Annotated in this window: 25 protein-coding genes; 10 read left to right on the top strand and 15 right to left on the bottom strand. The window is 38.1% G+C overall.

The window, feature by feature from the left end:
• The first annotated feature begins 7 nt into the window (after positions 1-7).
• On the top strand, positions 8-874 hold the full coding sequence (locus AC1M87_RS05200; RefSeq protein WP_481593133.1) for an NAD(P)-dependent oxidoreductase: 867 nt from the start codon (positions 8-10) through the stop codon (positions 872-874).
• Positions 875-945: 71 nt separating this feature from the next.
• On the opposite strand, the gene AC1M87_RS05195 is transcribed toward AC1M87_RS05200, so the two are convergent.
• From AC1M87_RS05195 to lipA, 4 genes are all read right to left on the bottom strand, one after another.
• Positions 946-1,329 (bottom strand): carboxymuconolactone decarboxylase family protein, encoded by a 384-nt coding sequence (locus AC1M87_RS05195; RefSeq protein ID WP_481593132.1) that lies wholly within the window; start codon positions 1,327-1,329, stop codon positions 946-948.
• A 50-nt stretch (positions 1,330-1,379) separates the two neighbouring features.
• On the bottom strand, positions 1,380-2,561 hold the full coding sequence (locus tag AC1M87_RS05190; protein ID WP_481588487.1) for a thiolase family protein: 1,182 nt from the start codon (positions 2,559-2,561) through the stop codon (positions 1,380-1,382).
• 258 nt (positions 2,562-2,819) lie between these two features.
• Entirely contained in the window at positions 2,820-5,294 is a 2,475-nt protein-coding gene (locus tag AC1M87_RS05185) for an acyl-CoA dehydrogenase (RefSeq protein ID WP_481593131.1), read from the bottom strand.
• Positions 5,295-5,576: 282 nt separating this feature from the next.
• Entirely contained in the window at positions 5,577-6,590 is a 1,014-nt protein-coding gene (lipA, locus tag AC1M87_RS05180; RefSeq protein WP_035265671.1) for a lipoyl synthase, read from the bottom strand.
• A gap of 210 nt (positions 6,591-6,800) precedes the next feature.
• Between lipA and sthA the strand changes: the two genes are divergently transcribed.
• Complete coding sequence (gene sthA, locus AC1M87_RS05175) at positions 6,801-8,216, top strand: Si-specific NAD(P)(+) transhydrogenase (protein WP_035265673.1); 1,416 nt, start codon at positions 6,801-6,803, stop codon at positions 8,214-8,216.
• Positions 8,217-8,286: 70 nt separating this feature from the next.
• Here the strand turns inward: sthA and chrA are convergent, their stop codons facing one another.
• Positions 8,287-9,492 carry a chromate efflux transporter gene (gene chrA / locus AC1M87_RS05170; protein ID WP_481593130.1) on the bottom strand — a complete coding sequence of 402 codons (1,206 nt, stop codon included), beginning with the start codon at positions 9,490-9,492 and terminating at the stop codon, positions 8,287-8,289.
• 123 nt (positions 9,493-9,615) lie between these two features.
• The gene (locus AC1M87_RS05165) at positions 9,616-10,479 is read right to left on the bottom strand and encodes a pirin family protein (RefSeq protein WP_481593129.1); all 864 of its coding nucleotides are present in this window, start codon (positions 10,477-10,479) and stop codon (positions 9,616-9,618) included.
• A 99-nt stretch (positions 10,480-10,578) separates the two neighbouring features.
• Here AC1M87_RS05165 and AC1M87_RS05160 point away from each other — a divergent pair, with 99 nt between their 5' ends.
• Together AC1M87_RS05160 and AC1M87_RS05155 are read left to right on the top strand one after the other, a co-directional pair.
• Entirely contained in the window at positions 10,579-11,001 is a 423-nt protein-coding gene (locus tag AC1M87_RS05160; protein ID WP_481593128.1) for a LysR family transcriptional regulator, read from the top strand.
• A 1-nt stretch (position 11,002) separates the two neighbouring features.
• Positions 11,003-11,506, top strand: a complete 504-nt coding sequence (locus AC1M87_RS05155; RefSeq protein WP_481593127.1) for a LysR substrate-binding domain-containing protein — start codon at positions 11,003-11,005, stop codon at positions 11,504-11,506.
• Between the two features lie 128 nt (positions 11,507-11,634).
• On the opposite strand, the gene AC1M87_RS05150 is transcribed toward AC1M87_RS05155, so the two are convergent.
• The 5 genes from AC1M87_RS05150 to map all read right to left on the bottom strand — a co-directional run bounded on the left by AC1M87_RS05150 (position 11,635) and on the right by map (position 17,750).
• On the bottom strand, positions 11,635-12,849 hold the full coding sequence (locus tag AC1M87_RS05150; RefSeq protein WP_481593126.1) for an MFS transporter: 1,215 nt from the start codon (positions 12,847-12,849) through the stop codon (positions 11,635-11,637).
• A gap of 140 nt (positions 12,850-12,989) precedes the next feature.
• Entirely contained in the window at positions 12,990-14,108 is a 1,119-nt protein-coding gene (locus tag AC1M87_RS05145) for an OmpW/AlkL family protein (RefSeq protein WP_481589745.1), read from the bottom strand.
• 161 nt (positions 14,109-14,269) lie between these two features.
• Complete coding sequence (locus AC1M87_RS05140; RefSeq protein WP_481593125.1) at positions 14,270-15,340, bottom strand: OmpW/AlkL family protein; 1,071 nt, start codon at positions 15,338-15,340, stop codon at positions 14,270-14,272.
• 233 nt (positions 15,341-15,573) lie between these two features.
• The gene (locus tag AC1M87_RS05135; RefSeq protein ID WP_481593124.1) at positions 15,574-16,662 is read right to left on the bottom strand and encodes an OmpW/AlkL family protein; all 1,089 of its coding nucleotides are present in this window, start codon (positions 16,660-16,662) and stop codon (positions 15,574-15,576) included.
• Between the two features lie 263 nt (positions 16,663-16,925).
• Entirely contained in the window at positions 16,926-17,750 is an 825-nt protein-coding gene (gene map / locus AC1M87_RS05130) for a type I methionyl aminopeptidase (protein WP_035265682.1), read from the bottom strand.
• Between the two features lie 209 nt (positions 17,751-17,959).
• Here map and rpsB point away from each other — a divergent pair, with 209 nt between their 5' ends.
• From rpsB to AC1M87_RS05100, 6 genes are all read left to right on the top strand, one after another.
• Positions 17,960-18,712 (top strand): 30S ribosomal protein S2, encoded by a 753-nt coding sequence (rpsB, locus tag AC1M87_RS05125; protein ID WP_035265684.1) that lies wholly within the window; start codon positions 17,960-17,962, stop codon positions 18,710-18,712.
• Between the two features lie 140 nt (positions 18,713-18,852).
• A complete protein-coding gene (gene tsf, locus AC1M87_RS05120) occupies positions 18,853-19,728 on the top strand; it encodes a translation elongation factor Ts (protein ID WP_035265686.1) in 876 nt (291 codons plus the stop codon).
• Positions 19,729-19,841: 113 nt separating this feature from the next.
• The gene (locus tag AC1M87_RS05115; RefSeq protein WP_481593123.1) at positions 19,842-20,354 is read left to right on the top strand and encodes a DUF3465 domain-containing protein; all 513 of its coding nucleotides are present in this window, start codon (positions 19,842-19,844) and stop codon (positions 20,352-20,354) included.
• Between the two features lie 104 nt (positions 20,355-20,458).
• Positions 20,459-21,274 carry an AraC family transcriptional regulator gene (locus AC1M87_RS05110; RefSeq protein ID WP_481593122.1) on the top strand — a complete coding sequence of 272 codons (816 nt, stop codon included), beginning with the start codon at positions 20,459-20,461 and terminating at the stop codon, positions 21,272-21,274.
• Positions 21,275-21,376: 102 nt separating this feature from the next.
• Positions 21,377-22,066: an AzlC family ABC transporter permease gene (locus AC1M87_RS05105; protein ID WP_481593121.1), complete on the top strand. Its 690-nt coding sequence runs from the start codon at positions 21,377-21,379 to the stop codon at positions 22,064-22,066.
• Between the two features lie 2 nt (positions 22,067-22,068).
• Entirely contained in the window at positions 22,069-22,386 is a 318-nt protein-coding gene (locus AC1M87_RS05100; protein WP_481593120.1) for an AzlD domain-containing protein, read from the top strand.
• A gap of 49 nt (positions 22,387-22,435) precedes the next feature.
• On the opposite strand, the gene AC1M87_RS05095 is transcribed toward AC1M87_RS05100, so the two are convergent.
• From AC1M87_RS05095 to AC1M87_RS05080, 4 genes are all read right to left on the bottom strand, one after another.
• A complete protein-coding gene (locus tag AC1M87_RS05095; protein WP_481593119.1) occupies positions 22,436-22,879 on the bottom strand; it encodes an Mpo1 family 2-hydroxy fatty acid dioxygenase in 444 nt (147 codons plus the stop codon).
• A 173-nt stretch (positions 22,880-23,052) separates the two neighbouring features.
• Positions 23,053-23,664 (bottom strand): septal ring lytic transglycosylase RlpA family protein, encoded by a 612-nt coding sequence (locus AC1M87_RS05090; protein ID WP_035265690.1) that lies wholly within the window; start codon positions 23,662-23,664, stop codon positions 23,053-23,055.
• Positions 23,665-23,947: 283 nt separating this feature from the next.
• The gene (gene mltB / locus AC1M87_RS05085) at positions 23,948-24,889 is read right to left on the bottom strand and encodes a lytic murein transglycosylase B (RefSeq protein ID WP_481593204.1); all 942 of its coding nucleotides are present in this window, start codon (positions 24,887-24,889) and stop codon (positions 23,948-23,950) included.
• A 309-nt stretch (positions 24,890-25,198) separates the two neighbouring features.
• Positions 25,199-25,852, bottom strand: coding sequence for a hypothetical protein (locus tag AC1M87_RS05080; RefSeq protein ID WP_481593118.1), 654 nt, complete (start codon positions 25,850-25,852; stop codon positions 25,199-25,201).
• Positions 25,853-25,857: the final 5 nt, after the last annotated feature.

The following is a 25,857-nucleotide window of genomic DNA, read 5'->3' as shown; positions in this document are numbered from 1 at the left end:
ATTAAAAATGAAAATTGCATTTATCGGTTTAGGTGCTATGGGATGGCACATGGCGAGCCATTTACCAAAACTAGGATTTGAAGTTTTGGTTTGGAACCGTAATTTTGAAAAAGCAGAAGCACATGCACAAACATTTGGTACTAAAGCGACCTCTGGCGATCAAGCAGTGAAAGCAGATTTTATTTTCAGTTGCTTACCCACCAGTGCAGATGTCGAACAGCTTATTGCTCAAAATCCTCCGGTCAAGGGGAGCGTATGGATCGACTGTACCAGTGGTGTACCTGTAAGTGCTTTAAAACTTGCAAATCAGTTGAAATTTAATGGTGTTGAATATTTAGATGCCCCCGTTTCTGGGCAAACTATAGGTGCTGAAAAAGGGACACTGACGGTAATGGTTGGGGGTGATTTCGATGCTTATAAGCGTGCAAAACCGATTATTCAGGCATTTGCAGGATTAATTGAATATGTCGGGGAGAGTGGTTCTGGATTTGCTGTTAAAGCGGTGAATAATACGTTGATGGCAACACATCTATGGGCACTTGCAGAAGGATTGACGGTATTAAAGTCAAAAGGAGTAGATTTGAATAGTGCATTGAATTGTATTAATCATTCTAGTGGTAAAAGTTCAATGTCTGAAAATATTATGGCGCAACGTGTCTTGAGTCGTGCATTTCCAAAAACCTTCGCCTTAGATCTTTTACAAAAGGATATTGGAATTGCGACCGATCTAATTCAAGAGCAAGCTTTGGATTTGCCAACGATGCAACTTATACAAAATCAGTATATGCAAATTGAAAAAGTGAAAGCTCAAGATTCTGATTTTTCAGCTGTGGTTCAGGTGCTTGAACATCAATCTAAAATTGAATTAAGTTAAATCTAGCGTCCAAATACCTTAAATACCGCTTAATGTAGATTAAGCGGTTTATCTATGAATGCTCAATGAGATTAGCTTTGTTGATATTCATTAATGACTTCTAACGCGGCTCTAAATGCTTCTTGTGTAGCTGGAGCACCACAGTACGGCAAGCTGTGCAAAAGAACCTCTTGGATTTCCTCAACAGTTGCGCCGTTATTTAAAGCACCACGTACATGACCTTTAAGTTCTGCTGGGCTTTTTTGGGCTGTTAAAAATGCAATCGTGATTAACGAACGATACTTGCGTGGTAAAACGCCTTCACGTTGCCAAGTTGAACCCCATGCATGCTCATTAATCCAATCTTGAAGTGGTTGAGTAAATGGAACTGTATTGTCTTGTGCACGTTTGACAAAAGTTTCTCCCATCACTTCTGTACGAACTTTTAAACCATTTTCATAATCTTGTTTTGACATTTTTTTCCTCATAAAAAAAGCGCATCTTGAGATGCGCTATAGCATAAATATTAAGCTGGGATTTCAATCGCAATCGCAGTTGCTTCTCCACCACCAATGCAAAGTGCGGCAACACCTTTTGTTTTACCTAAGCGTTTTAATGCATGGATGAGAGTCAAAATAATTCGTGAACCTGATGACCCCAATGGATGTCCGAGTGCACAAGCTCCACCGTGGATATTCACTTTTTCAGGATCTAAATGAAAAGCATCGATCGCTGCCATGGTCACCATCGCAAACGCTTCATTAATTTCCCACAAATCCACGTCTTCAACAGTCCAGCCCGCTTTGTTTAATACTTTTTCTATTGCACCAACAGGTGCGATGGTAAATTCTGATGGATGTTGAGAGTGCGTTGCGTAAGCTTTAATCGTTGCTAAAGTTGAAAGTCCCTTTGCTGTTGCGAGTTCAGCAGAAGTCACTAAAAATGCTGATGCACCATCACTAATTGAACTGGCATTGGCTGCAGTAATTGTACCGTCTTTAGCAAATGCTGGGCGTAGCGTAGGAATTTTATCAATTTTTGCTGTAAATGGATTTTCATCTTGGGCAACGATGACATCGCCTTTACGTGAACTTACTGTAACAGGGGTGATTTCATCTTTGAAATAATTATTTTGAATCGCATTCTGAGCACGAGTTAAGGAGCGAATCGCGAAATCGTCTTGTTGTTCACGTGTGTAGTTTTTCTTATCTGCCATTTCTTGAGCAAGAATACCCATTGAATAGCCAGTTTCAGCATCTTCCAAACCTTCTTGGAACATGTGATCAATCACTTTGCCATGTCCCATACGGTAACCTGCGCGTGCTTTGTCCATGAGATAAGGTGCATTCGACATGGATTCCATTCCGCCAGCGACAATAATATTTGCCGAGCCAGCTTTAATGGCATCTGCAGCTTGCATCACGGCTTTCATGCCAGACCCACAGATTTTATTGATCGTTGTTGCACCTACATGATCTGGTACACCTGCAATTCGCATCGCTTGACGAGCAGGACCTTGTTTTAATCCCGCAGGTAAAACACAGCCCATAATCACTTCATCTAGTTGGTCTGCAGCAAGCTTAGATTGGTCAAGTACGGCTTTAATGACTTCAGCACCAAGTTGCGGGGCTGTTAAGCTTGAAAGTCCTCCCTGAAAGCTACCCATAGCGGTACGGCTACCTGCAACTAATACGATTTCTTGACTCATAGCGTTGATCCTTGTCCTGTAGTTTATATGATTCAAATGCGTGTCAATTTCATATGTTCAAAATTTAATGACAGCTATTTTATTAGTTGTAATCACATTATCATAAAAAATGAATAAAGATTCATTATTTTGTTTTCATTTAATTTCGCTTATTTTGATGTTGTTTTCTATAACACCATAGTGGAATGAAATATAAAAAGTGGAATGAAAAATAAAAAACGACCCTTTAGGATCGTTTTTTCAGAAGCAATTGAGTGACTAGTATTGTGTAGATTTTGACAACACCTGAGCGTGAGGGTTCTCAAGTTCTAAACTCTGGTTAAGTTCAGTATCGAAAACATCGGTCAACATACTGTCAAAACGTTTAGCGTTATACGTAAGTAACTGATCTGCTTCAGCCTGAGTGATGAACTTGTCATTAAGAGCAGACTCAATGTGCTCTTCAAAAGTCAGACCTGTAAATTGGCCTTTGGATTCAGCCTTTTTAAACTTATTCCATAATTCCTCAATTTGAAGCAACATTTGGAATGTAGACTCCATGCGCCCATTGACATCATCGGGATCAGTACTATAGAAGACATGTTTTTTTAATTCATCGCGGAAAGCATTTTCCTGAAGAATTAGTTCACCTAATTTAAGTTTCAAGGCATCTGATGGTTGAGTAATAGGACGACCAAAAGGGAAACAAATAAGTTTGACTAAACTTGCGGCAATTTTTACAGGGAAGTTATCAAACAGACCATAGAACGCTTCTTGAGATGCATATAATGCTTTCTCAAGTGCGAGTTTAGCGTGCAGTTGTTCAGCTTCAGTACGTTGACCATTTTCATAAAATTTAAGAATAGCAGTCGCAATAAATAAGTGTGAATGCATATCTGCTAATCGTCCAGACAGCATTTCTTTGCGTTTGATATCACCTGCAAGGAGGCCTAAGCACATGTCTGCGACTAAGGCAAAATTAGCACTCAAACGATTAATGGTTTTGTAGTAAGGGCGACTGAAATCATCAGCCTTTACTGAACCTTCTGTTGATCCGCCTATAAAACCATAAGCAAATGATTTAGCGGTTCGATTAAATGTATAACCCAAATGCTTATAAAGAATGTCATTAAACTCTTTTAAGGCTGCATCTTTATTTTCGGCTTGTAAAAGTTGTAATTCTTCAAATAAATAGGGATGACAACGCATCGAACCTTGACCAAAAATCATCAGTGAACGACTCAGAATATTGGCACCCTCAACAGTAATCGAAACAGGGATCGCTTGGTACATGAGCGCCAAGAAGTTACGAGGACCCATTTGGATAGCACGCCCGCCCACAATGTCCATACTATGATTAACAATCTTACGCATGGTCTCAGTTGCGTAGTATTTTGCCATTGCAGTCATGACTGCAGGTTTACCCCCTTGGTTTAGGCCACAAGTCACTAGGTAACGGAATGCTTCAAGCATATAGGTATCGCTAGCGATATCACTTGAAACCTCTTGAACACCTTCGAATTTACCGACTGAAATTTTGAATTGTTGACGGACACGAGCAAAGGCGCCGACATTTAAATAACACATTTCACCTGCAGCTGTTGATAGTGCTGGAAGAGAAATACCGCGGCCAACTGCCAGACATTCCATCAGCATACGCCAGCCTTTACCTGCATTTTCTACACCACCAATAATCCAATCCAGCGGAATGAAGACATCTTTACCATCCACGGTACCATTCATAAATGGCGAACCTGGATTATGGCGTGCTCCTACAATCACACCTTCATGATCAGCTGGTAATAGGGCACATGTGATTCCGTATTCAGTTTTGTTTTTATCACCTAGTAAACCTTCAGGGTCATATAATTTGAAAGCTAAACCGACCACCGTAGCAACAGGGGCAAGTGTAATCCAACGTTTGGAAAAATTCATTTTTAGGCCAAGAACTTCTTGTCCTTCAAATTGACCATAACAAACCACACCTGTGTCAGGAATTGCACCTGCATCTGAACCTGCTTCAGGGCTTGTTAAACCAAAACATGGAATTTCTTCACCTTTTGCTAAACCTGGTAAATAACGATTCTTTTGATCTTCAGTACCGTAGTGTAAGAGTAATTCTCCTGGACCTAAAGAGTTAGGCACCATACAACTGACAGCAGTGGTAAGTGAGCGCGAGGCAATCTTACTCATGATACGGCTTTGCGCAAATGAGCTGAATTGTTTACCGCCGTATTCTTTAGGGATAATTAAACCCAGAAAACCTTTGGATTTAATAAATGACCAGACTTCTTCAGGGAGGTCTTTACGATGATGGTGAATATCCCATTCATCCAGCATCTGGCAGAGCTGTTCGACTTCATGATCGATAAATGATTGTTCTTCTTCAGACAGCGTGGGGTACGGATACTGATCAAATTTCTTCCAGTCTGGTGCCCCCATAAATAATTCTTTTTCCCACCAACTGGTTCCTGCATCCAATGCTTCACGCTCGGTACTACTCATTGTTGGCATTGCATTGGCTAGAGCTTTATAGGCAGGTTGTGTAATAAATTTCATCCTTAACGTATCAATACTGACAATCAATGAAATTAGGATAAAAGGAATACCGAGTATCAGCGACCAAGGGCTGATCAACGCGACTAAAATAGATACGACTGTGAGTATGATAGCCCCAGAAGTTCTTGAGAATTCGAAATAAAAAATAGCCCAGAGTGTTATAAATAGAATAATTAAACTGAGTATAAAAAACATTATGAACTGCTCCATTTATGATTTGGTCATGGAGCCAATACCCACAGTAAATTTAATCAAAGCACAAACATCAGATCTACAGAGATATTGGATCATGAAATGTGAAACGAAAGCGTTGAGTTCTAAAACGGACGCATATTAATACTTATATTGGATAAGATTGTTTGAAAAATATTCAAAATTCAAGCTGAAGAGAGATAAGAAATGTGTCAATAAGTAATTGAGAATTATAAAAACCACAAACAAAAAAGCCCTCATACGAGGGCTTTAAAGTAAGAAGAATTATGCTTCGATTGTTTGAACAGTAATTTTCTTTGCAGGATCAGCTTTACGACGAACTGCTGGTACTGGTTCGCCATAGTATTGACGATCAGCAAAATAACTTGAACGTACCATTGGTGCAGCCCAAATATTTTTAAAGCCTAATTTTTGCCCATGTGCTGTATAGCGCTCGAACTCTTCAGGTGTGACGAAGCGATCAATTGGTGCATGTTCTTTTGATGGTTGTAAATATTGACCAATCGTTACGTAGTCAACATCGTGTGCTTTAAGGTCATCAAGAAGTGCGAGAACTTCTTCTTCAGTTTCGCCAATACCTACCATCAAGCCACATTTAGTTGGAATATCTGGGCAGTATTCTTTAAACATTTTAAGAAGGTTTAAGGAATGTTGATAGTCTGAACCTGGACGCATTGCTTTGTATAAACGTGGTACGGTTTCAATGTTGTGGTTAAACACATCTGGAGGACATTCCGTCATGATGCGTAATGCAACATCCATACGACCACGGAAATCAGGTACTAAAATTTCCAATAATGTATTAGGACTTAAAGCACGCGCTTCTTTAATACAATCAACAAAGTGTTGCGCTCCACCATCGAGTAGATCATCACGGTCTACAGATGTTATAACAGCGTATTTCAAACCTAAGTTTGCAATTGTCTCAGCCATGTGGCGCGGTTCATCTGGGTCTAATGCATTCGGACGACCATGTGCCACATCACAAAATGGGCAACGACGTGTACAAATGTCACCCATAATCATGAAAGTTGCTGTACCACCACCAAAACATTCAGGAAGATTTGGACATGCAGCTTCTTCACACACTGTATGTAATTTTTGTTCACGTAAAGTTGATTTAATGCGTTGAACCTCTTCTGGTGCAGCCATTTTGACGCGAATCCAGTCTGGTTTACGAGGTGCTTCAACCGTAGGAATCACTTTTACAGGAATACGTGCAACTTTCTCAGCGCCACGAAGTTTTTCACCCTGTACTGGTTTACGGTTTTCTGACATATTCAACGATTCCACTAATGTGTGACGGGAGGAAATATTAAAAATAGGTCTCTTATTATAGCGAATTTATGCATAAATTGGGCAAAAACGATATTCATAAAATAAATGTGGCTATCAAGCAATATATGGTATTGAAATACAGCAAATGTGCGCATTTTCAGTCATAATATAAGTTAGATAAATGAAGAGATAATTGTATAGGAGCATTGAATGCCGCGTAAGAAAGAGGTCGTGAGTGGAACCTTTGTCAAATATGATGCAGTCGTTTTAGGTTCAGGCCCTGCTGGTGAAGGTGCGGCAATGAAACTTGCCAAATCAGGCAAGCGCGTTGCAGTAGTTGATATGCGTGAACAACTTGGTGGTAACTGTACTCATGTAGGAACTATTCCAAGTAAAGCTTTACGTCAAACGGTTTCTAGCATTATCCGTTATCAACGTGATCCAATGTTCCAAAAAGTGGGTGATTGGAAACAATTCACCATGAAGCAAGTGCTTCGTAATGCACATAAAGTGATCCAACAGCAAGTAGATACACACTCGCGTTTTTACGACCGCAACCGCATTGATATTTTCCACGGTCGTGCTTATATCCAAGATCAAAATACGGTGGTGATTTTCACGCCTGAAGGTGTGAAAGAAACGATTATTTTTAAACAGTTGGTGATTGCGACAGGTAGTCGTCCATATCGTCCTTCAATTTTAGATTTCAATCACCCACGTGTGTTTGATTCTGACAAAATCTTAGATCTAGATTTTTCAATTCAAAAAATCATTATTTATGGCGCTGGTGTTATTGGCTGTGAATATGCATCTATCTTTATTGGCTTAGATCACAAAGTTGATTTGATTAATACTCAGCATAAATTACTGAGCTATTTAGATGACGAAATTGCTGATGCATTGTCATATCACTTACGTGAACAAGGTGTATTGATTCGTCACAATGAGCAGATTGATCACTTAGAAACATTTGATGATCATGTGGTGTTGCATCTTGAAAGTGGCAAGAAAATTAAAGCTGATGCAATTCTATGGTGTAATGGTCGATCTGGTAATACAGATGGTCTTGGCTTGGAAAATGTTGGTATCAAACCAAACAGCCGTGGACAACTATCAGTGAACGAGCAGTATCAAACTGAAGTTGAAAACATTTATGCTGCGGGTGATGTGATTGGTTGGCCGTCTCTAGCTTCAGCTGCATATGACCAAGGTCGTTGTGCTGGCGCGATTATGAGCGGTGAACAAGGTATCCAACCCGTGGTTGATATCCCTACTGGTATTTATACCATTCCAGAGATTTCATCAATTGGTAAAACTGAGCAGGAATTAACTGAAGAAAAAATTCCTTATGAAGTTGGTCAGGCGTCTTTCCGTCACCTCGCTCGTGCACAAATCACGGGTGATACAGTGGGTGAGTTAAAGATTTTATTCCATCGCGAAACCTTAGAAATTTTAGGTGTGCATTGCTTCGGTAATAATGCTTCTGAAATTATCCATATTGGTCAGGCCGTGATGAATAGCCCGAACAACACCATCAAGTATTTTGTTGAGACAACGTTTAACTACCCAACGATGGCTGAAGCTTATCGTGTAGCAACGTTAAACGGGATGAATCGTTTATTCTAAGGCGACTTGATGATAAAAACTCGCAAGTTCAGACTTGCGAGTTTTTTATTTTTGCATTTAAGTTTGACCTTTAAATCACAAAATACAATAAAGCTCCATAGCTAACAAAGCTCGCTAATAAAGAGATGATGACAGGGATTTTTGATCTCAGTAAAAGAATGACAATGCCGATAAAAATAAAATCATAAATCGAATGTAGATGTTTTTCAGCCATTTGAGCAATTAAACAGAGTAATAATCCGATGACCGCTGCATTAATAGCAGCGACGGCTGCTGCAATCTTTTTGTTTTTGACCCATTTTGACCAGTAAGGGAGCGTGCCGAAAATAAGCAGAAATGAGGGTAGGGAAATTATACTGGTTGCAATCGCAGCGTTAAGTAAAGGCGATGCGGTAAATCCTAAATATGTGCCAACGTATCCTGCAAAGCTAAATAAAGGGCCTGGAATAAGTTGAGCAAATGCATAGCCTAAGTCAAATTGTTCCGCAGTGATGTGTTGAGTAAGCACAAAATCTTCATACATGAGTGGCAGGATGATATGACCGCCTCCAAAAACCATTGAAGCAGTGTGATAAAAGCTTTCTAGATTGCTAAGCAAGCTTGATGAATAGATAAATTGCAGCGCAGGAAAAATAATAAATAAAGCTATAAACAGGATGAGCCAGAGATAATGATACTTTTGATATGCTTGAGTTGTTTTGATGTGCGGTGATGGCTGAGATTTTTCTTTTTTTGTAAATGCTAAGCCAATGAATCCAGCCACTAAAATTAAGAAAATTTGACTATAGCTCCACTGCGCAAAATAAATAAAAAAAGCAGAACTCAGCATCAGGACATACTGCCAAATTTCAGTACAGAAGCTTTTGAACATTTGTAAAAAAGCCCAAATGACGACGGCTAATACAATCAAATGGATGACGTGAAAGAGTTCAAGAGGTATATCGGAAAAAAAATATTGACCAAAAATAGCAAATGAAGTCATTAGAATGAAGGCGGGTAATGTAAATCCTAACCAAGCAATAAAGCCCCCCCAATATCCTTTGGATAAATATCCTATCGATAATCCCACTTGACTACTGGTCGGACCGGGCAACAATTGTGCTAATGCGACCAATTGTCCATATTCATGAGAGCTTAACCATTTGAGTTGATCAACAAAAGTGCGATGAAATAACACCAAATGCGCTGCAGGACCACCAAATGAAATACATCCTAATTTTAGAAAAATAAAAAATAGTTTTGATAAGCTAACTTTAGGAAAAGTATCTGATTTCATTTTGTAATCGTACGTTGTTTTTGAACTAAGTCTAATAGGGGATTATGACAGGTATTTGAAATGAATGAAGAGTGATGAGGGGTAAGCCTTATCATCAAAACGATAAGGCTTGTGGATGTTAAATTAAGCAAAATTTCCATTTCTGAAATCATCAAATGCTTGCACGATTTCTTCCTGAGTATTCATGACGAAAGGACCGTGGGCAACAATGGGTTCATTCAATGGTTCACCACTTAAGCAAAGAATTTTCGCCTTACGATGAGCAAATATTTCGACCTCTGTTGATTTTGGGTCAAGATAAAGCGTTTGCATGGGTGTATAGATCTGACCATCAATCTCAACTTCTCCATCAAGGATGAAAATCAGGTGATTCCAGTTTGGCATAAGATTTAATGGAAGGTGTGCTCCATGATTAAGTCTAATGTCATAAACATTCATGTTGCTAAATGTTTGAGCTAGGCCTTGATAAACAGTTGAGCCAATTTGATATTGACCAGCAATAACACGAATCTTGGTTTGCTCATCGTGAGATAAAACTTCAGGAATGTTTTGCTCAGTCAATTCCTGATATCTCGGCTCAGTCATCTTTGCATGCTGTGGTAGATTTACCCAAAGTTGAACCATATCCAAAACTCCGCCAGTTGTTGCAAAAGCTTCCGAATGGTGTTCTTCATGCAAAATACCTTTACCTGCGGTCATCCATTGCACTTCGTTTGGACCAATTTTGCCATGATTGCCTTTTGAGTCACGATGCTCTAATTCGCCGTCATAGACAATCGTTACCGTTTCAAAGCCACGGTGAGGGTGTAAACCAACACCGCGTTGGTGATGACTTGGAGAAAATCGATATTGACCTGTATAACCCATTAGCAAGAACGGGCTAGTATGATTTCCTATTTCATGCATGGGTAACATGGAGTTTGTTGGAAAACCATCACCCACCCATGTGCTTCGATCGCTGGTATAAACTTTCTGAACTTGTGTCATTTGTATTCCTCTATATATCGTTCTAATCATGATATTGAGGTATATTGATGAGATTACAGGGCGATTCTCTCAACAGATAATTCCAAAAATGAAACAATTATGCAAAATTTAAATGATTACTACTATTTTGTGCAAGTCGTTAAATATCAAGGTTTTACTAAAGCGAGTGAAGCTTTAGGTATTACAAAATCTAAGTTGTCTCGTCATATTTCAGATTTGGAAAACCGTTTACACGTAAGATTATTGCAACGAAATACACGAAAGTTTGCCGTAACCGCAGTTGGTCAAGAATTTTTTGAATATTGTATTAAGATTTTGGATCAAGTGGAGGCGGCAGAAAATTTTGTAGAGCAAAGTTTGTCGAGCGAGCCTTCAGGTTTAATTCGAATCTCGTGCCCAATTGGTTTGGTTGAGTTTCCGTTGGGTAATATGATTGCTAAATTCATGCAACATTACCCACGTGTTCAAGTTCATCTGGTCGCAACAAATCGTAAAATTGATCTCATCGAAGAGGGGGATTGATTTGGCTGTCAGGGTGAGAAATTTACCACTTGAAGATAGCGACTTGATTGTACGAGAGCTTGATGCTTGGCAACATGTGTTAGTAGCAACGCCTGAATTAATTCAACAGATTCATGAGCCTATCCATTTGGATAACCTTGCACAACTTCCGAGTATAGGTTTTCATGTCCCAAAATCGATTTGGAGATTTCAATCTAAAGTTGACACAGTTAGTCAATTTCAAGAAGTAGAATTCTTTCCAAGACTCAAAACTGATAATTTTGCTGCCATGAAATCTGCAGTGTTGAATAGTGTTGGAATAGCATCATTACCTAGAGTGTTTGTTTATGAAGAGCTTAATCAAGGCACTCTTGTAGAATTAGTCCCTGAATGGGAGTTACCACGTGGCGTTATTCATGTTGCCTATACATCACGACAAGGCATGATGCCTGCCGTGAGATGTTTATTAGATTATTTGATTGAGGAATTTAAAAAACTGAGCTGTCAAAACCATGAAATTATATAAATTAATGTGCGCAAAAAGCTTGGTTAAAATATGTAAATAAATCAGGAGTGTTCATCCACAAAGCAATTGATAGACTAAGCAGAAGGATGACTCCGATGAATATGCTGATGTTGAGCAGATTGAAGCGATTAGTCATGGACGACATTCTCCTCATTAACAAATAAATGAATGAATACACCGAAGATACTGAGCGCAATACACATCATCCAAATAATATTGTAATTGCCTGTCATATCATGATTTAAGCCACCCAACCATCCTCCAAAAAATGAACCGACTTGGTGAGTAAAAAATACAATTCCACTTAGCATGGTGAGATACTTAACCCCAAACATATTCGCAACAATACCATTGGTAAGGGGAACGGTTGATAACCATAACAACCCCATAATGATGGCAAAACTATAAATCGTAAAGATCGAGAGTGGCAATGCGAGGAATAAAATGATGGCAATGCCACGTAGTCCATATAACCACATGAGCAATTTAGGTTTGGAATATTTATCACCCAGCCAACCAGCTGTGTAAGTTCCAACAATATTAAATAGCCCAACCAAGGCTAAAAACATAGTACCAGTGGTGGTGCTGAAACCATGGTCAGTTAAATAACCCGGCAAATGAATGCCCAAAAACACGACTTGAAATCCACAAACTAAAAATCCTAATGCTAACCAGATAAAAGGTTTGTGGTTTTTAGCAACAATGAGTATTTGTTTAAAACTTAAAGAAGGTTTAGCAATCGCATCAACTGCTTGAGGCGCTTGATACATTGGAGCTTTTAGCATCCAAGCCAAGGGTACAATTAATGCAATTAAAATCGCTGTGATGAGTAGCGCCGATGACCAACCAAAATTTTGTAAGAGTAAAAGTGTGGTTGGCAACATAATAAATTGCCCAAAAGAGCCTGCTGCGCTGGCAATACCCATAGCCATACTACGTCGACTTGGGTGCGCTGCACGTCCGACAGCAGAGAGCAAAACAGAAAATGAAGTAGCTGATAAAGCCAAACCAATGATTAAACCTAGACTAAGATTGATGAGAAGCCCTGTTGAGCTAAATGCCATCATCACAAGTCCAATCGCATATAAAGCGCCGCCTACGGCAACGACTTTTTTACTCCCATATTTATCTGCTAGCGCTCCAGTAAAGGGTTGAACAGCACCCCATAGTAAATTTTGAAAGGCAATTGCTAAACTAAAAACTTGATGATTCCAATTAAACTCATGACTCATTGGAACTAAATACAAGCCAAATCCATGTCTGACACCTAAGGAGAGTGCCAAAATAAAAGCACTCCCAATGAGCATAAAGATGAGGGGTTTTGAAAATTTGGTTTCTGACATGGTCAATCCGCTTAGCATTTTTTGTAATTTTAAAAGATCAGTAGCATCATGACGACAGAATAAAAATTTATCAATCAATAAAATTTAGTTATTAGAATGAATAAAGCGGCACTTGGCCGCTTTATGAAGACTGATGGAAATTAGAATCGATAACCAATACCGGCATATCCCAGAATCGGATTAATTTCGATATCTGATTTTGCATTGATTAATTCACCAAGTTTAGCATCGTTTACTGTAATTGTTGTTTCACCTTTAAGATGCGCATAGGAAATTGACCCGACTGCAAACCAACGATCGTTGAAATCATAAGTAAAACCGGCAGTAGCTACAGGGGCGAAAGCATCTTTAGCTTCGAGTTTAACTTTAGGATTCGCAGTACTTTCAATTCCATCAAGTGCTTTCCCAGCTTCACCTAATTTGATGTTCGCAATTTTATGACCTGCAGCGACTAGATCAGCTTCAAGGTTGGAGTTCATTTCCAATTCATTGAAGTATGCATACATCAAACCAAGCCCTACATAAGGTCTAAATTTATTTACGCCTGTTTTACCAAAATGGTATTGGAATTCGAATGCTGGCGTCCATGCACGAGCTTCTGCTACTTTACCATGACCTGATAAATCAGTAATAAAGATGTCATCTTTTAAAGGTAAATCGTTTAGGATTGCTCCAATCCCTGTCGGGGTGGCGATGCCTGAAAGTGGAGCATAAATTTGTCCTTTCCCCTGAATATCGACTTTAGGTGGAATTCCAGCTTTCACTTCAAATGAAATATTGTCGGTGAAAAAATAGTTGGTCATGATTCCAAGTGTTGTGACATCATCTGCTTCCAGGCCAGTTCCTTGAGCTTGCCAATTATCAAGACCATTAATTGTGGCTTCACCAGAAGTATTGGCTCTCAGATAGGTTTTTTCATCTTTCTCGTAACTAATCAAATTTGCTGCATCTAAGGCTACAGCAGCTTTCAAGAGGCTTTTCTTAGCCTCTGCATCACTGGCACTGTCATCAATTGCATTCAGTACAGAGTCAACTTGCACATCCCCAACCTTCGTTTTTTCACCCTTAGCTACAGCAGTGTTAATATTAATCGGCTGAGCTTTACCCTGAGGCATTACATGTAATGCACCCACTGAAACCGAAAAACGTTTAAAGCCATCGCCATCTTTTAAACTAAAATAAGGTGAATCTGCATAACTGAAGACTGGAAAACTTAACGCACTGATGGATGCAACTAAGTAAGCTAGTTTTTTTTTCATTATGGAACTCCATGTCCAATACTGTAAATAAAGTGATTATTTTTGTATTTTTATTATTAAATTTATTTTCAGACACATTGTAGTAATAATTTGCCAATTATGTTTGGTTTTTGTTTGATTACAAAAAAAAGAGGCAATTGCCTCTTTTCTTACTCTATGCTTTAGAAACGCATGCCAACCCCAGCATAGCCCAATATCGGGTTAATCTCGATATCAGCTTTTGAGTTGATTAACTCTTGTCCAGTATTTTCATTGACGACTGTGATCTTCGTTTCATTCTGCAAGTGGGCGTAACTAATAGATGCTACTGCATACCATGTATCATTAAAGTCGTAGGTGAATCCAACTGTAGCTATAGGTGCAAAAACATCAGTTGCTTCTAAATTAACTTTCATTTTTCCATTGGTATCTTTCTTATCGAGTGCTGCACCAGCATTTTGATTAATAATATTTTGGATCATATGCCCAGCGGCGACTAAATCTTTTTCAATACTTGGATCCATTTTTAGCTCATTAAAATAAGCGTACATTAATCCAACGCCAACGTAAGGGCGGAATTTATTAATTCCGGTTTCACCAAAACGATATTGTAATTCAAAAGCAGGGGTCCATGCTCTAGCTTCAGCAGCTTTTGAAGATTGTTCTAGATTAGTAATATGAATATTATTTTTGAGGTCTAAGTTCCCCGCAATTCCACCTAAGGGTGCTGCAGTAGCTGAGAAGGGGGCTTTAATATTTCCAATACCTTTGATATCCACTTTAGGTGGAATTCCACCTTTTATTTCCACAGACAAATTATCTGTAAAGTGATAACTGCTCATGATGCCAACTGTTGTAACTTTATCAGCCTCCAAGCCCGTATTCGGATTATCCCATTCAGCTAATCCATTAATATAGGATTTTCCACTAATAGCCCCTGAGACATTGCCTTGAAAAGCAGAAATTAATTTAACAATACCTTCTACTAAATAATTTGGTTTACGATCTGGGTCAAGGTTATCGATTACCGTGGAAGCATTAATATCCCCAACTTTTGATTCATAATTGTCATTTATGACTGTTTTTACATTAAAAGGTTGGGCCTTACCTTGCGGCATTACGTGTAATGCACCCACTGAAATTGAAAAGCGCTTAAACCCCTCATCAGAAAGGCTAAAATATCCTGACTCCGCATAACTCAGAGTAGATAAGAATGAACTTGCGAATAATGTAGGAACTAAAAACTTCTTCATTGTTTGAAGGACTCCATGTCCAATTTTTAGTTCATTTTATATTCATTAAATCATCTAAATGCAAAGCAGTTTGTTCACTTGAAATCAAATTTATTATCCTAATTTACAATTGTTAAATTATTGAAAAATATGATATAAGTTGGATTTTAAAATGTATATTAATTGTCTTATTGTTTCTTTATTTGTGATGGGTTGGGCATATTGGGGTGTGGCTTCAATATGCCTCAAGTGTTTTAGAAGCGATAGCCTACACCAGCATAACCAATGATAGGATTTACTTCTAAATCAACTTCCGATGAAAATAATGTTCCGAGTTTATCATCGTTGACTTCAATTGTGGTTTTACCTGTTAGATGTGCATAACTAATAGATGCAACTGCAAACCAGTTCTGATTGAAGTCGTAAGTAAACCCAAGCGTGGCTATTGGCGCAAAACTCAATTCGGACTCAAGTTTAACCTTGGGATTTGCTGTACTTTTTTTACCTTTAATTAATGCATCGCCACCGCGTCCATTTTTCATATTGGCAATCATGTGACCTGAATCAATTAAGTCTTTTTCAAGGCTTGGATTCAATTCTAATTCATTGAAGTATGCGACCATAAGTCCAAGCCCAACATAGGGTCTAAATTTATTGATCCCAGTCTGTCCAAAATGGTACTGCAATTCCCACATTGGAGTCCATGCACGTGCTGTCGCAATAGAATTTCCATGACTTTCAAGATCTGTAATTGGCAGATCATTCTTAAGATAGATTGTTGGTAAAGGTATACCTAAAAGTGTTGAATTTGCTTCGGCTGTAAATGGTGCTGTAATCTTACCTTTACCTTGAATATCTACTTTTGGGGGGAACCCAGCTTTACTCTCGAATGAGATCTTATCGTTGAAATGGTAATTGATCATGATGCCAAGTGTTGTGACATCATCTGCAGTCATTCCAGAGCCATCCATACTCCAACTTTCAATGCCGCTTACAGTTGAAGTTCCACTTTGACTGGCTGGATAAGTATCACTAAAAGCATCAACGATCTTCAAAAGCGCTTGCATACTTTGATTTTCTTTTTGTTTATCAGGATCTAAGTTCTCAAAAACTGTAGAAAGTGTAATATCACCATTTTTTGCAACTTCACCATTTTTTACTGCTGTACGAATTTTAGGTGCCTTGGCTTTACCTTGAGGCATAACATGTAATGGTCCGACTGAAATTGAATATCGTTTAAACCCTTCAGTTTCATCCAGATTAAAAAATGATGATTCTGCATAAATAGTTGTAGATGCAAAAACAATAGGTACGACCATGCACCAGAATGCTTTTTTCGTCATTTTGGACTCCCTGTCCGATTTTGTTGCTAGTTGTTGTTTTACATTCTTTAAGCGTTATATAAACATAAAATGAATCAGTTTGAAAAGCGTTTTTACTCATTTTTGTGATAAAAAATTTTTAAAAATCATGAATTTAAATCTTAAAAATCCAACATTTGTTAGGTTTGTTTGTGAATTTATTTCTTATTGAGTGACTTAGCAAAATAAAAAGTCAGATCAATTTAAATTGGTCTGACTTTTTTAACTTTATTAATTAACTAAAATTATTGAAATCGGGATAAATCCTCTTCAGGGCGAGCAGTTAATACCTCGACACCTGTTTTAGTGACTAAAACAGTATGTTCATATTGCGCAGATAATTTATGATCTTTCGTTACAACTGTCCATTTATCACCAAGAAGTTTAGTTTGCCATACACCAGCATTGACCATTGGTTCAATTGTAAATGTCATACCTTCTTCTAAAACCATGCCTGAATTTGGTTGACCGTAATGAAGCACTTGAGGTTCATCATGGAAAACAGTTCCAATACCATGACCACAATATTCACGAACGACACTGAAACGCTCTGACTCAACATATTTTTGAATCGCATGACCAATATCACCGATCGTCGAACCAGGTTTTACCGTAGCAATACCACGATACATTGCTTCTTGTGCAACTTTGCATAAGCGATCTGCAAGAATAGAAGTCTCGCCACCTACAATGTACATCATGTTGGTATCACCATGAAATCCATCTTTAATCACAGTGACATCAATATTCAAGATATCACCTTTCTTTAAGATTTTGTTTTCAGAGGGAATACCGTGGCAAACCACATGGTTTACTGATGTGCAAATCGTATGCTGGAATGCAGGACGACCAGGTGCAGCACCATAGCCTAGGCAAGCAGGAATGGCATCTTGTTTATTCACAATATAATCATGACAAATCGTATCCAATTCTAGTGTACTCACACCAGGCTTGATATGCGGTTTGATCATATCCAAAACTTCTGCCGCTAGTCGTCCCGCCACACGCATCTTTTCGATATCTTCAGCAGATTTAATTAAACGACGTGGTGCTTCATAAGTACTGTTCATGATCTTTAAAAACTTTTGGAAATTTGTGTGTGACTATGGTATAAATAGCCGCCCAATTTATCAAATGCTTTTCGTGAATAGATTCACTTAATCGGATGATATGTTGGTTAATAAAATCCGCACATATGTCGACACATTACTCTGGGTGCCCGTAAGGGTGGAGAATGCGGACATATGGAGGCCTAACCCAAACTTTTAAGGTAAAGAAAATGGCAGATTACAACGTAAGCATGCGCGACCTTCTTCAAGCAGGTGCGCACTTCGGTCACCAAACTCGCTTCTGGAACCCAAAAATGCGTCAATACATTTTTGGTGCGCGTAACAAAATTCACATCATCAACCTTGAGCACACTGTTCCTGCGTTAAATGATGCATTGAACTTTGTTAACAACCTAGCAAGCAAAAAGAACAAAGTATTGTTCGTTGGTACTAAACGTGCTGCTTCTAACATCATCCGTGAACAAGCTCAACGTGCTGGTCAACCTTATGTGGATCACCGTTGGTTAGGTGGTATGTTGACGAACTGGAAAACTCTTCGTCAATCAATCAACCGTCTTAAAGATCTTCAAACTCAGTCTACTGACGGTACTTTCGCTAAGCTTACTAAACGTGAAGCTTTAGAGCGTACTCGTGAAATGGAAAAACTTGAACGTGCTCTTGGCGGTGTTAAGAACATGGGTGGTTTACCTGACGCATTGTTCATCATCGACGTTGACCACGAAGCGATTGCAATCAAAGAAGCTAAGAACCTTGGTATTCCAGTAATCGGTATCGTTGATACTAACTCTAACCCAGATAATGTTGATTTCGTTATTCCTGGTAACGATGATGCGATCCGTGCTGTAACTCTTTACGCTACTGCGATGGCTGATGCGATTATTGCTGGTAAAGAATACGCTCAAACTCAAGCTAATGCGCAAGCTAAAGGCGAAGAAGCTGCTAAAGAAGCTCCTGAGGCTTAATGCGATTTGATGCGGATTTGTCATTTTTGCGACACGTAATCGTGGCATCTTAAGCATCAATCAAGCAAAACGGCCCAGATGATTAATTTGGGCCGTTTTTGTTAACAGATACATATCTCGACCGAATTTAGGAGAATAACATGACTGCTATTACTGCAAGCATGGTTAAAGAGTTGCGTGATCGTACTGGTCTAGCAATGATGGAATGTAAAAAAGCGTTGACAGAAGCTGGTGGCGATATCGAGTTAGCGATCGACAACCTTCGTAAATCTGGTCAAGCAAAAGCTGCTAAAAAAGCAGGTAACATTGCTGCTGATGGCGCGATTACAATTGCTCAAGAAGGCAATAAAGCAATTCTTTTAGAAGTAAACTGTCAAACTGACTTCGTTGCTAAAGACGAAAACTTTGCTGGTTTCTCTGCGAAAGTTGCTGCTGCTGCGCTTGCTGCGAATGTAACTGATGCTGCTCAAATTGCTGAATTGAAACTTGAAGATGGTGCAACTGTAGAAGAAGCTCGTATTGCGCTTGTTCAAAAAATCGGTGAAAACATTCAAGTTCGTCGTGCTCAAATCGTTGAAGGTGAAAACCTTGCAGTTTACAAACACGGTTTAAAAATCGGTGTTGTAGTTTCATTTGCTGGTGATGCTGCTACTGGTAAAGGTATTGCAATGCACGTTGCTGCGTTCAACCCAGTTGCTGTAAATGCTGAAGGTGTTTCTGCTGAGTTAATCGCTAAAGAGAAAGAAATTGCTGAAGCAAAAGCAATTGAATCTGGTAAACCAGCGAATATCGTTGAAAAAATGGTAACTGGTTCAGTTGAAAAATACTTAAATGAAGTTGTTCTTGAGCGTCAAATGTACGTTATCGACAACGACAAGAAAGTTGCTGATGTTCTTAAATCTACAGGTACAACTGTTGCTCAATTCGTACGTTTCGAAGTGGGTGAAGGTATTGAGAAAAAAGCTGAACTTTCTTTCGCTGAAGAAGTTGCTGCTGCTCAAGCTGCTGCAAAATAATTGATTCAATTATTTTGAAAAAGAAAAAGCCCTTTAAGGGCTTTTTCTTTTTTTTGATGAGTCTAAATGATATAAACTTTAGGATGAAATAAAAATATAACTTAGAGATCAATATGTCTCAGAAATCAAAAATGAGTATTGTTGCGTTAATTGCAGTGTTGGTCGCAGCATATTTCGGTGTCGATTTAAAACAGGATTTAAAACAGAGTAATGAGCACGCACTAAATCCTACAGATGCAAGTACTCACTATAATGATGCTAACCAACGAGAACTATCCTCTGCGGATAATGATGATGCCGCAAAAATAGCGACACTTTTTCAAAAAAAGATCAGTGATGTGCAAGTTAGGGCTTCTGGAGAAGTTGTTGCAATATTAAAAGATGATAATGAAGGATCTAGGCATCAGAAATTTATTTTAAAACTTAATCATGGTCAGACAGTTTTGGTAGCTCATAATATAGACTTGGCACCACGTGTTGAGAATATTCAAAAAGGGGATATCGTCGAGTTCTATGGTGAATATGAATATACCGACAAGGGTGGTGTAATTCATTGGACTCACCATGATCCTCAAAAACGGCATATTGATGGTTGGTTAAAGCATCAGGGTCGAAGTTATCAATAATTTTTATAAAAATAAATATATGAGATGAGCAATTTCATTCTAGATTTAAAATGCAGGCGTGATAGTTTTTATGCAATTTTATAGGCGTAATATCCAGAAAAAAGATGCAAGAGTCTGCTAATTATCTTCATTTCAAAGAATTGGGCGGATTGGAATTATTAAAAGCTCAATTTCAACGTAAGCAATTTTCAAAACATGCTCATGAGGGCTATTGTATTGGTGTCATTGAAGATGGGGCACAAAGTTTTTACCGCTCTGGAAAGCTTCATATCGCACCTAAAGGCGATATTATTCTGGTGAATGCTGATGAAATACATACTGGTTCATCCGCTGTGGAAACTGGTTGGAAATATCGAGCAATTTACCCAACACCTGAAATGATATTAGATCTGAGTCGAGATTTTTTTACAACCAAGAATGCAGTCCCATGGTTCTCGGATGCAGTGATTCATGATTTGGGTTTGGCGAGGCAACTAGTATTTTTATTCGATTTATTTGAGCAGGGCGAGGATACTTTGCTTAAAGAAAGCCTCTATTTGACGACATTGGCCAGATTGATCTATTGCTATGGGCGGGCGAAATTGAGTCCAATCAACACACCAGAAATGAGAAAAAAAGTTGAACTAATAAAAGAACTTATGAGTAGTTTTCCTGAGCATGATTATTCTCTACACGAGTTGTCTGCATATGTAGATACAAGCCCATGGCATTTATTACGTGAATTTAAAAAACATACGGGATTACCTCCACATAGTTGGCTTGTTCAAAGAAGAATTCAAAAAGCCAAACAATTGCTTAAGCAGGGGGTGCGAATAACTGAGGTTGCACAACTCACTGGATTTTCTGATCAGAGTCATTTAAATCGACATTTTAAAAGTGCAATAGGTGTAACGCCTAGACAATATCTTTTGAACTATTAATTTTCCTTAAATTCGCGCCGCAATATTATTCAAGATCAATCATTACTCATCAGATGATAATAATCGATAAGTGAATCAGATTCAGATGTATTGATGAAAAAGATGAGTGATACAAAAAAGAATTTTATACATGGTATGCTGGGTATTATGCCGTTGGCAATTGCAGTCATGCCATGGGGAGTATTGGCTGGCTCTTTGGCGATACAGACTGGATTGAATGCGATACAAGCTTTTGCAATGTCATTGTTTATGTTTGCTGGTGCTGCACAATTAGTGAGTTTAGGATTGGTTTCGGGTCAGGCATCGCTGATGACAATCTATCTGACGATATTTTTTCTGACGAGTCAGCATTTAATTTACGCGCTTAATTTTCGAAATGATGTTAGTAAATTTCCACTATTTAAACGTATTGTATTTGGCTTTCTGCTGACGGATGAATTATTTGCGGTTGGAGTAAAAAATAAATCACAACGCTCATTCGCATATTTATTTGGAGCAGGACTTTGTTTTTATATTTTTTGGCTGATATTTAGTTTATTTGGGATTGTGCTTGCTCACTTCATTCCTAATTTATCAAATTTGCATCTTGATTTCTCAGTCGTTGCACTGCTTATATTAATTATAGTGTCAATGATAAAAAATCTTACAATACTTGTTGGTGTTGTGATTACCATAATTTTTTCTTTAATTTTAGAAGCTTACCAAGTAAATGCAGCGTTAATTATTTCTGGTCTATGTGGAATGTTTGCCAGTGTGATAGTTGAAAAATGGCAAACAACAGAAGGGGATTAAAAATGAGCTGGACGCTTTTGCTGGGGTTGTCGATCATGATCTTTATTAATCGATATTTATTCTTGGAGCCAAGGGTAAATGTGCCACTTCCTAGAATTTTGAAAAAGATGTTGAAATATTCTGCGCCATGTTTGTTGACTGCAATATGTGTACCGATTGTGTTTTATGAAGCAGCAGAATTAAGGGTTATGACGAGTAATCACTATTTATGGGCAGCAATATTTTGTGTACTGCTTGCGCTAATAAGTCAAAAAGTTATCAGTAATTTAGTTTTTACTTTACTGTTTTTCTATCTCATAAATTACTTAATTAGAGCATGAACATCGGGCTAAATTAAATTCTAATTTAACCCATGCTGTATTTGCTAATTTAAGCGCTGATTTGGCGTGATTTCCAATTGGGTAGTATCTTATCTAGGTAGGCATCCATACACCATAGAGGGCCAATCAGAAGGAATTGGAGGTCTTTAAAGAAAGATGGCTTTTTCCCTTCAATTTTGTGCCCGTAAAATTGACCTATCCAAGCCAAAACGAATAGAGCAATATAGAATCCTTTCCCGAATGGAAGAATAATAATAAGCCAAAACATGACCAATAATAACGCTGCCATTGCAACCGCGAGTACAAGATCTAACCTTGCATAAAAAATAAGTGTTAACACCAGTAAAAGGGTAGTCAGTAATGCGCTGAAATGAGCGAGTATGCCAATGATCGAGAATAGAATCGTGGGTACGCAAATCCAGTGTAATGTTTTATTGGTTGGATTTTGATGGCTATCACTATATTCATCTAACCATTCTGTAATTGTCTTCATCCTATTTCCTTCGCTGATTATTTGAATTTTATTTATTCTATAAACGACAGTATGACATAAGATGATAAATCAAGATTCTTTTTTGTATATTGGTCACATCAAAAAAAAATTAAAAATAATAAAGCCACTCAATGAGTGGCTTGTCGTTAAATGCTTCGCTGAATCATGAGGACCTAAGAATTTGGACCATCCACACGTTCGATGCTGACACGCGCAGTACCAGCATTGGTAATACCAAGAGATTTCGCAGCACCGTAAGATAAATCTACAACACGATTACCATGAAATGGGCCGCGATCATTTACTTTAACAACGACGCTTTTACCATTTGATTTATTTGTTACACGAATATAGCAATTAAGCGGTAAGCTACGATGCGCTGCAGTAAGTGCATTCATATCAAACGTCTCGCCACTTGCAGTTTTACGACCATGAAATTGACGACCGTACCAAGAAGCAACACCAGTTTGGCTAAAACGACGAACAGTGTTTGAAGCAACATTATTAAGTTTGTCAATCACTGAAGGCTCTTCAACAGGTACTTGAATTTTCGCTGCGATTGTTTCACGACGAATTTTATCACCTGAACTTTCAGTAATTGCTAAACTGTTTAAATTCGAGAAGTGCGAATTGAAACTTGTAGAGTCTTTGCTAATCACACGTGAAGCAAGACTTGATTGGTCAACATCATTATTTAGATAAGATGATTGAACCAGTTCGGCATGAGTTTGAGACAAAGCTAAACTTATACCTAATATTGATAACATTTTCAGCGAAGCATGCATCGTTTAACTCCTTGGAACCCTAATTTAATTATCTAAGTTTCTGATAATTAAATTAAATGGTCTGTAAATTTACTTATGCAACTGCATTTAACGGTAGTGGATGATATTCATCCTGATACAAAAGTGTCTAGCTTTATTTTCACTTTAGTTACAAAAACGACAAATTATCACAAAATATGGTTAATAATTAATCAATAATGTAACAAAATATGTAAAATGTACAAATAGTGAACTTAATCACAAAAATATTTATTGACTTTTGTGAAAACAAGTAGATTTATCTTTATCTACTCGCGATTTCAGTCCCTAAAAGCCACAGTGCTGTTGCATACATTCGACTACGGTTATAGGTCGTAATGACTTGAAAATTAGGATATGTAAGGTAATAAGCTGGTCCATAATTTTCTTGTAGTTGAATCACATTGACCATGTCTAAGTCATCTATTTTAACAATGGGATTGAGTGGGCTAATGCCTTGAACTTTTAATGCACCATATGGGGTAGGTTGTGTTAAGTCTTTGGCTATGATGGCATCCGCATTATTTCCTTGGTAGCGTGCGGCAAAAGCAATCGGTTGATCTCGTTGCCAACCATGTTGAGCAAGATAATTTGCAATAGAACCAATTGCATCTACAGCAGAGTTTCTGAGATCGATATGACCATTACCGTCATAATCCACACCAAATTTCGGAATATTGCTTGGCATAAATTGAGGATAGCCCACAGCACCAGCATAAGAGCCAACGACTGAATTAGCTGGAATGCCGTCCTTATAAGACCATGCAATCAAAGCGCTTAATTCGTCTTGAAAGTATTGTGCACGTCGTTCATATCCAAACCCTAAAGTGGCTAGGGCATCACGTGTGATGAATGAGCCTTTATTTGCCCCAAAACCTGTTTCTACGCCGAGAATACCGAGAATGATGGACTGGGGAACACCGAACTGCTGTTCTGCTCGATTTAAAGTGTCTGCATATTGATTTTTAAAACGCACACCACGTTGAATTGTACTTTCTGCTAAAAAATTCTTTTTATATTCGTACCAAGGCTTGCTTTCTCCTGGGCGATTCATAATGTTGATAATATTTGGTAGGTTTTTTGATCCATTCATGGCCCAGTCAACTTGCTCAGCACTCAAACCATAGGTCTGCATCGTTTTTAGTTTAAAATTTTCATATTGAGGATGTTGAGCGAAGTCATTGGCTTGAACAAAACTTGTGATCATAAACGCACTGAGTGCTAAACCAATACGTTGTAATTTAACATTAAAATTTTCAAATAACATAACAGCAGAAGATCCAATTATTATCGGTGGTAGATGCAAAGGTATAAGTGTTGATAAGGATTAAAAGTTCAACATCATTTGATTAATCGCAATGTTTATTAAGATAACATTAGGTCGTGATGGATTCACAAAAACCTACATAAAAAGTGTAAAAATGGATGAATTATGTCTTTTATTTATTCAATATTGATGAACTATTTTTAAAACATAAAAAAACCTAGCAGACGCTAGGTTTTTGATTAGTCTAATTTATTCTTGAATAAATAGCGTGTCATGATATTCAGCTGCAGCTAACAATTCTTCTTTAGTAAAGTTAGGAATGAGCTTATCGATCGCAATATGAACTGCTTTGATGACCGCTGAAGAAGCGATATCAGACGCCTTACGTTTAATCATACCCAAATCTAAAGTCTTGTTAAAATCATTCATAAAGTGACGAACTGCAGCTTCACCGAATTGTTTGTATTGTTCAGACAGAACTGCACGATTGACATCATTGCCTGCACGTACTTCTGCAAAGCTATTTTTTAAGTTTGTCACTAGGTCGGCAGGTAATGGAGCGCCGACACGATAATTACCCTCTGGATCTTTGAATAAACTCTTTTCGGAGAATTCAATCGATTGTCTCACGACGTCATTTGGTGCTTTACCCAATAACTGTTTAAGTAGTACCGATACTGTTGATTTAATATAACCAGCAAGTTTTTCAGCTGTTTCTCGTTTGTCACTTGTAGGGAAACGACGTACAAGTTCAACTAAAATTGCATCGATAATTTCATCATTAATAGCGAGTGCAGTTTGATCACGCAAAGGGTAAAGTGGTTCGTTTGAATTTTTTTTCTCAATTCCAGTTTGAATGTTCTTTAACAAAGATTCAGATGGAATAAAACCAAAATATGACATCGTAT

The sequence above is a fragment of the Acinetobacter sp. 24-47-62 genome, from assembly GCF_056779765.1.
The sequence above is the reverse complement of the archived record's forward strand: the minus strand, read 5'-3'. Positions and strand labels throughout refer to the sequence as shown.

What these genes read in the sequence shown, in the direction of transcription:
- AC1M87_RS05200 (WP_481593133.1), top strand. Translation starts at nt 8, where the DNA reads ATGAAAATTGCATTTATCGGTTTAGGTGCTATGGGATGGCACATGGCG.
- AC1M87_RS05195 (WP_481593132.1), bottom strand. Translation starts at nt 1,329, where the DNA reads ATGTCAAAACAAGATTATGAAAATGGTTTAAAAGTTCGTACAGAAGTG.
- AC1M87_RS05190 (WP_481588487.1), bottom strand. Translation starts at nt 2,561, where the DNA reads ATGAGTCAAGAAATCGTATTAGTTGCAGGTAGCCGTACCGCTATGGGT.
- AC1M87_RS05185 (WP_481593131.1), bottom strand. Translation starts at nt 5,294, where the DNA reads ATGTTTTTTATACTCAGTTTAATTATTCTATTTATAACACTCTGGGCT.
- lipA (WP_035265671.1), bottom strand. Translation starts at nt 6,590, where the DNA reads ATGTCAGAAAACCGTAAACCAGTACAGGGTGAAAAACTTCGTGGCGCT.
- sthA (WP_035265673.1), top strand. Translation starts at nt 6,801, where the DNA reads ATGCCGCGTAAGAAAGAGGTCGTGAGTGGAACCTTTGTCAAATATGAT.
- chrA (WP_481593130.1), bottom strand. Translation starts at nt 9,492, where the DNA reads ATGAAATCAGATACTTTTCCTAAAGTTAGCTTATCAAAACTATTTTTT.
- AC1M87_RS05165 (WP_481593129.1), bottom strand. Translation starts at nt 10,479, where the DNA reads ATGACACAAGTTCAGAAAGTTTATACCAGCGATCGAAGCACATGGGTG.
- AC1M87_RS05160 (WP_481593128.1), top strand. Translation starts at nt 10,579, where the DNA reads ATGCAAAATTTAAATGATTACTACTATTTTGTGCAAGTCGTTAAATAT.
- AC1M87_RS05150 (WP_481593126.1), bottom strand. Translation starts at nt 12,849, where the DNA reads ATGTCAGAAACCAAATTTTCAAAACCCCTCATCTTTATGCTCATTGGG.
- AC1M87_RS05145 (WP_481589745.1), bottom strand. Translation starts at nt 14,108, where the DNA reads ATGAAAAAAAAACTAGCTTACTTAGTTGCATCCATCAGTGCGTTAAGT.
- AC1M87_RS05140 (WP_481593125.1), bottom strand. Translation starts at nt 15,340, where the DNA reads ATGAAGAAGTTTTTAGTTCCTACATTATTCGCAAGTTCATTCTTATCT.
- AC1M87_RS05135 (WP_481593124.1), bottom strand. Translation starts at nt 16,662, where the DNA reads ATGACGAAAAAAGCATTCTGGTGCATGGTCGTACCTATTGTTTTTGCA.
- map (WP_035265682.1), bottom strand. Translation starts at nt 17,750, where the DNA reads ATGAACAGTACTTATGAAGCACCACGTCGTTTAATTAAATCTGCTGAA.
- rpsB (WP_035265684.1), top strand. Translation starts at nt 17,960, where the DNA reads ATGGCAGATTACAACGTAAGCATGCGCGACCTTCTTCAAGCAGGTGCG.
- tsf (WP_035265686.1), top strand. Translation starts at nt 18,853, where the DNA reads ATGACTGCTATTACTGCAAGCATGGTTAAAGAGTTGCGTGATCGTACT.
- AC1M87_RS05115 (WP_481593123.1), top strand. Translation starts at nt 19,842, where the DNA reads ATGTCTCAGAAATCAAAAATGAGTATTGTTGCGTTAATTGCAGTGTTG.
- AC1M87_RS05110 (WP_481593122.1), top strand. Translation starts at nt 20,459, where the DNA reads ATGCAAGAGTCTGCTAATTATCTTCATTTCAAAGAATTGGGCGGATTG.
- AC1M87_RS05105 (WP_481593121.1), top strand. Translation starts at nt 21,377, where the DNA reads ATGAGTGATACAAAAAAGAATTTTATACATGGTATGCTGGGTATTATG.
- AC1M87_RS05100 (WP_481593120.1), top strand. Translation starts at nt 22,069, where the DNA reads ATGAGCTGGACGCTTTTGCTGGGGTTGTCGATCATGATCTTTATTAAT.
- AC1M87_RS05095 (WP_481593119.1), bottom strand. Translation starts at nt 22,879, where the DNA reads ATGAAGACAATTACAGAATGGTTAGATGAATATAGTGATAGCCATCAA.
- AC1M87_RS05090 (WP_035265690.1), bottom strand. Translation starts at nt 23,664, where the DNA reads ATGCATGCTTCGCTGAAAATGTTATCAATATTAGGTATAAGTTTAGCT.
- mltB (WP_481593204.1), bottom strand. Translation starts at nt 24,889, where the DNA reads ATGATCACAAGTTTTGTTCAAGCCAATGACTTCGCTCAACATCCTCAA.
- AC1M87_RS05080 (WP_481593118.1), bottom strand. Translation starts at nt 25,852, where the DNA reads ATGTCATATTTTGGTTTTATTCCATCTGAATCTTTGTTAAAGAACATT.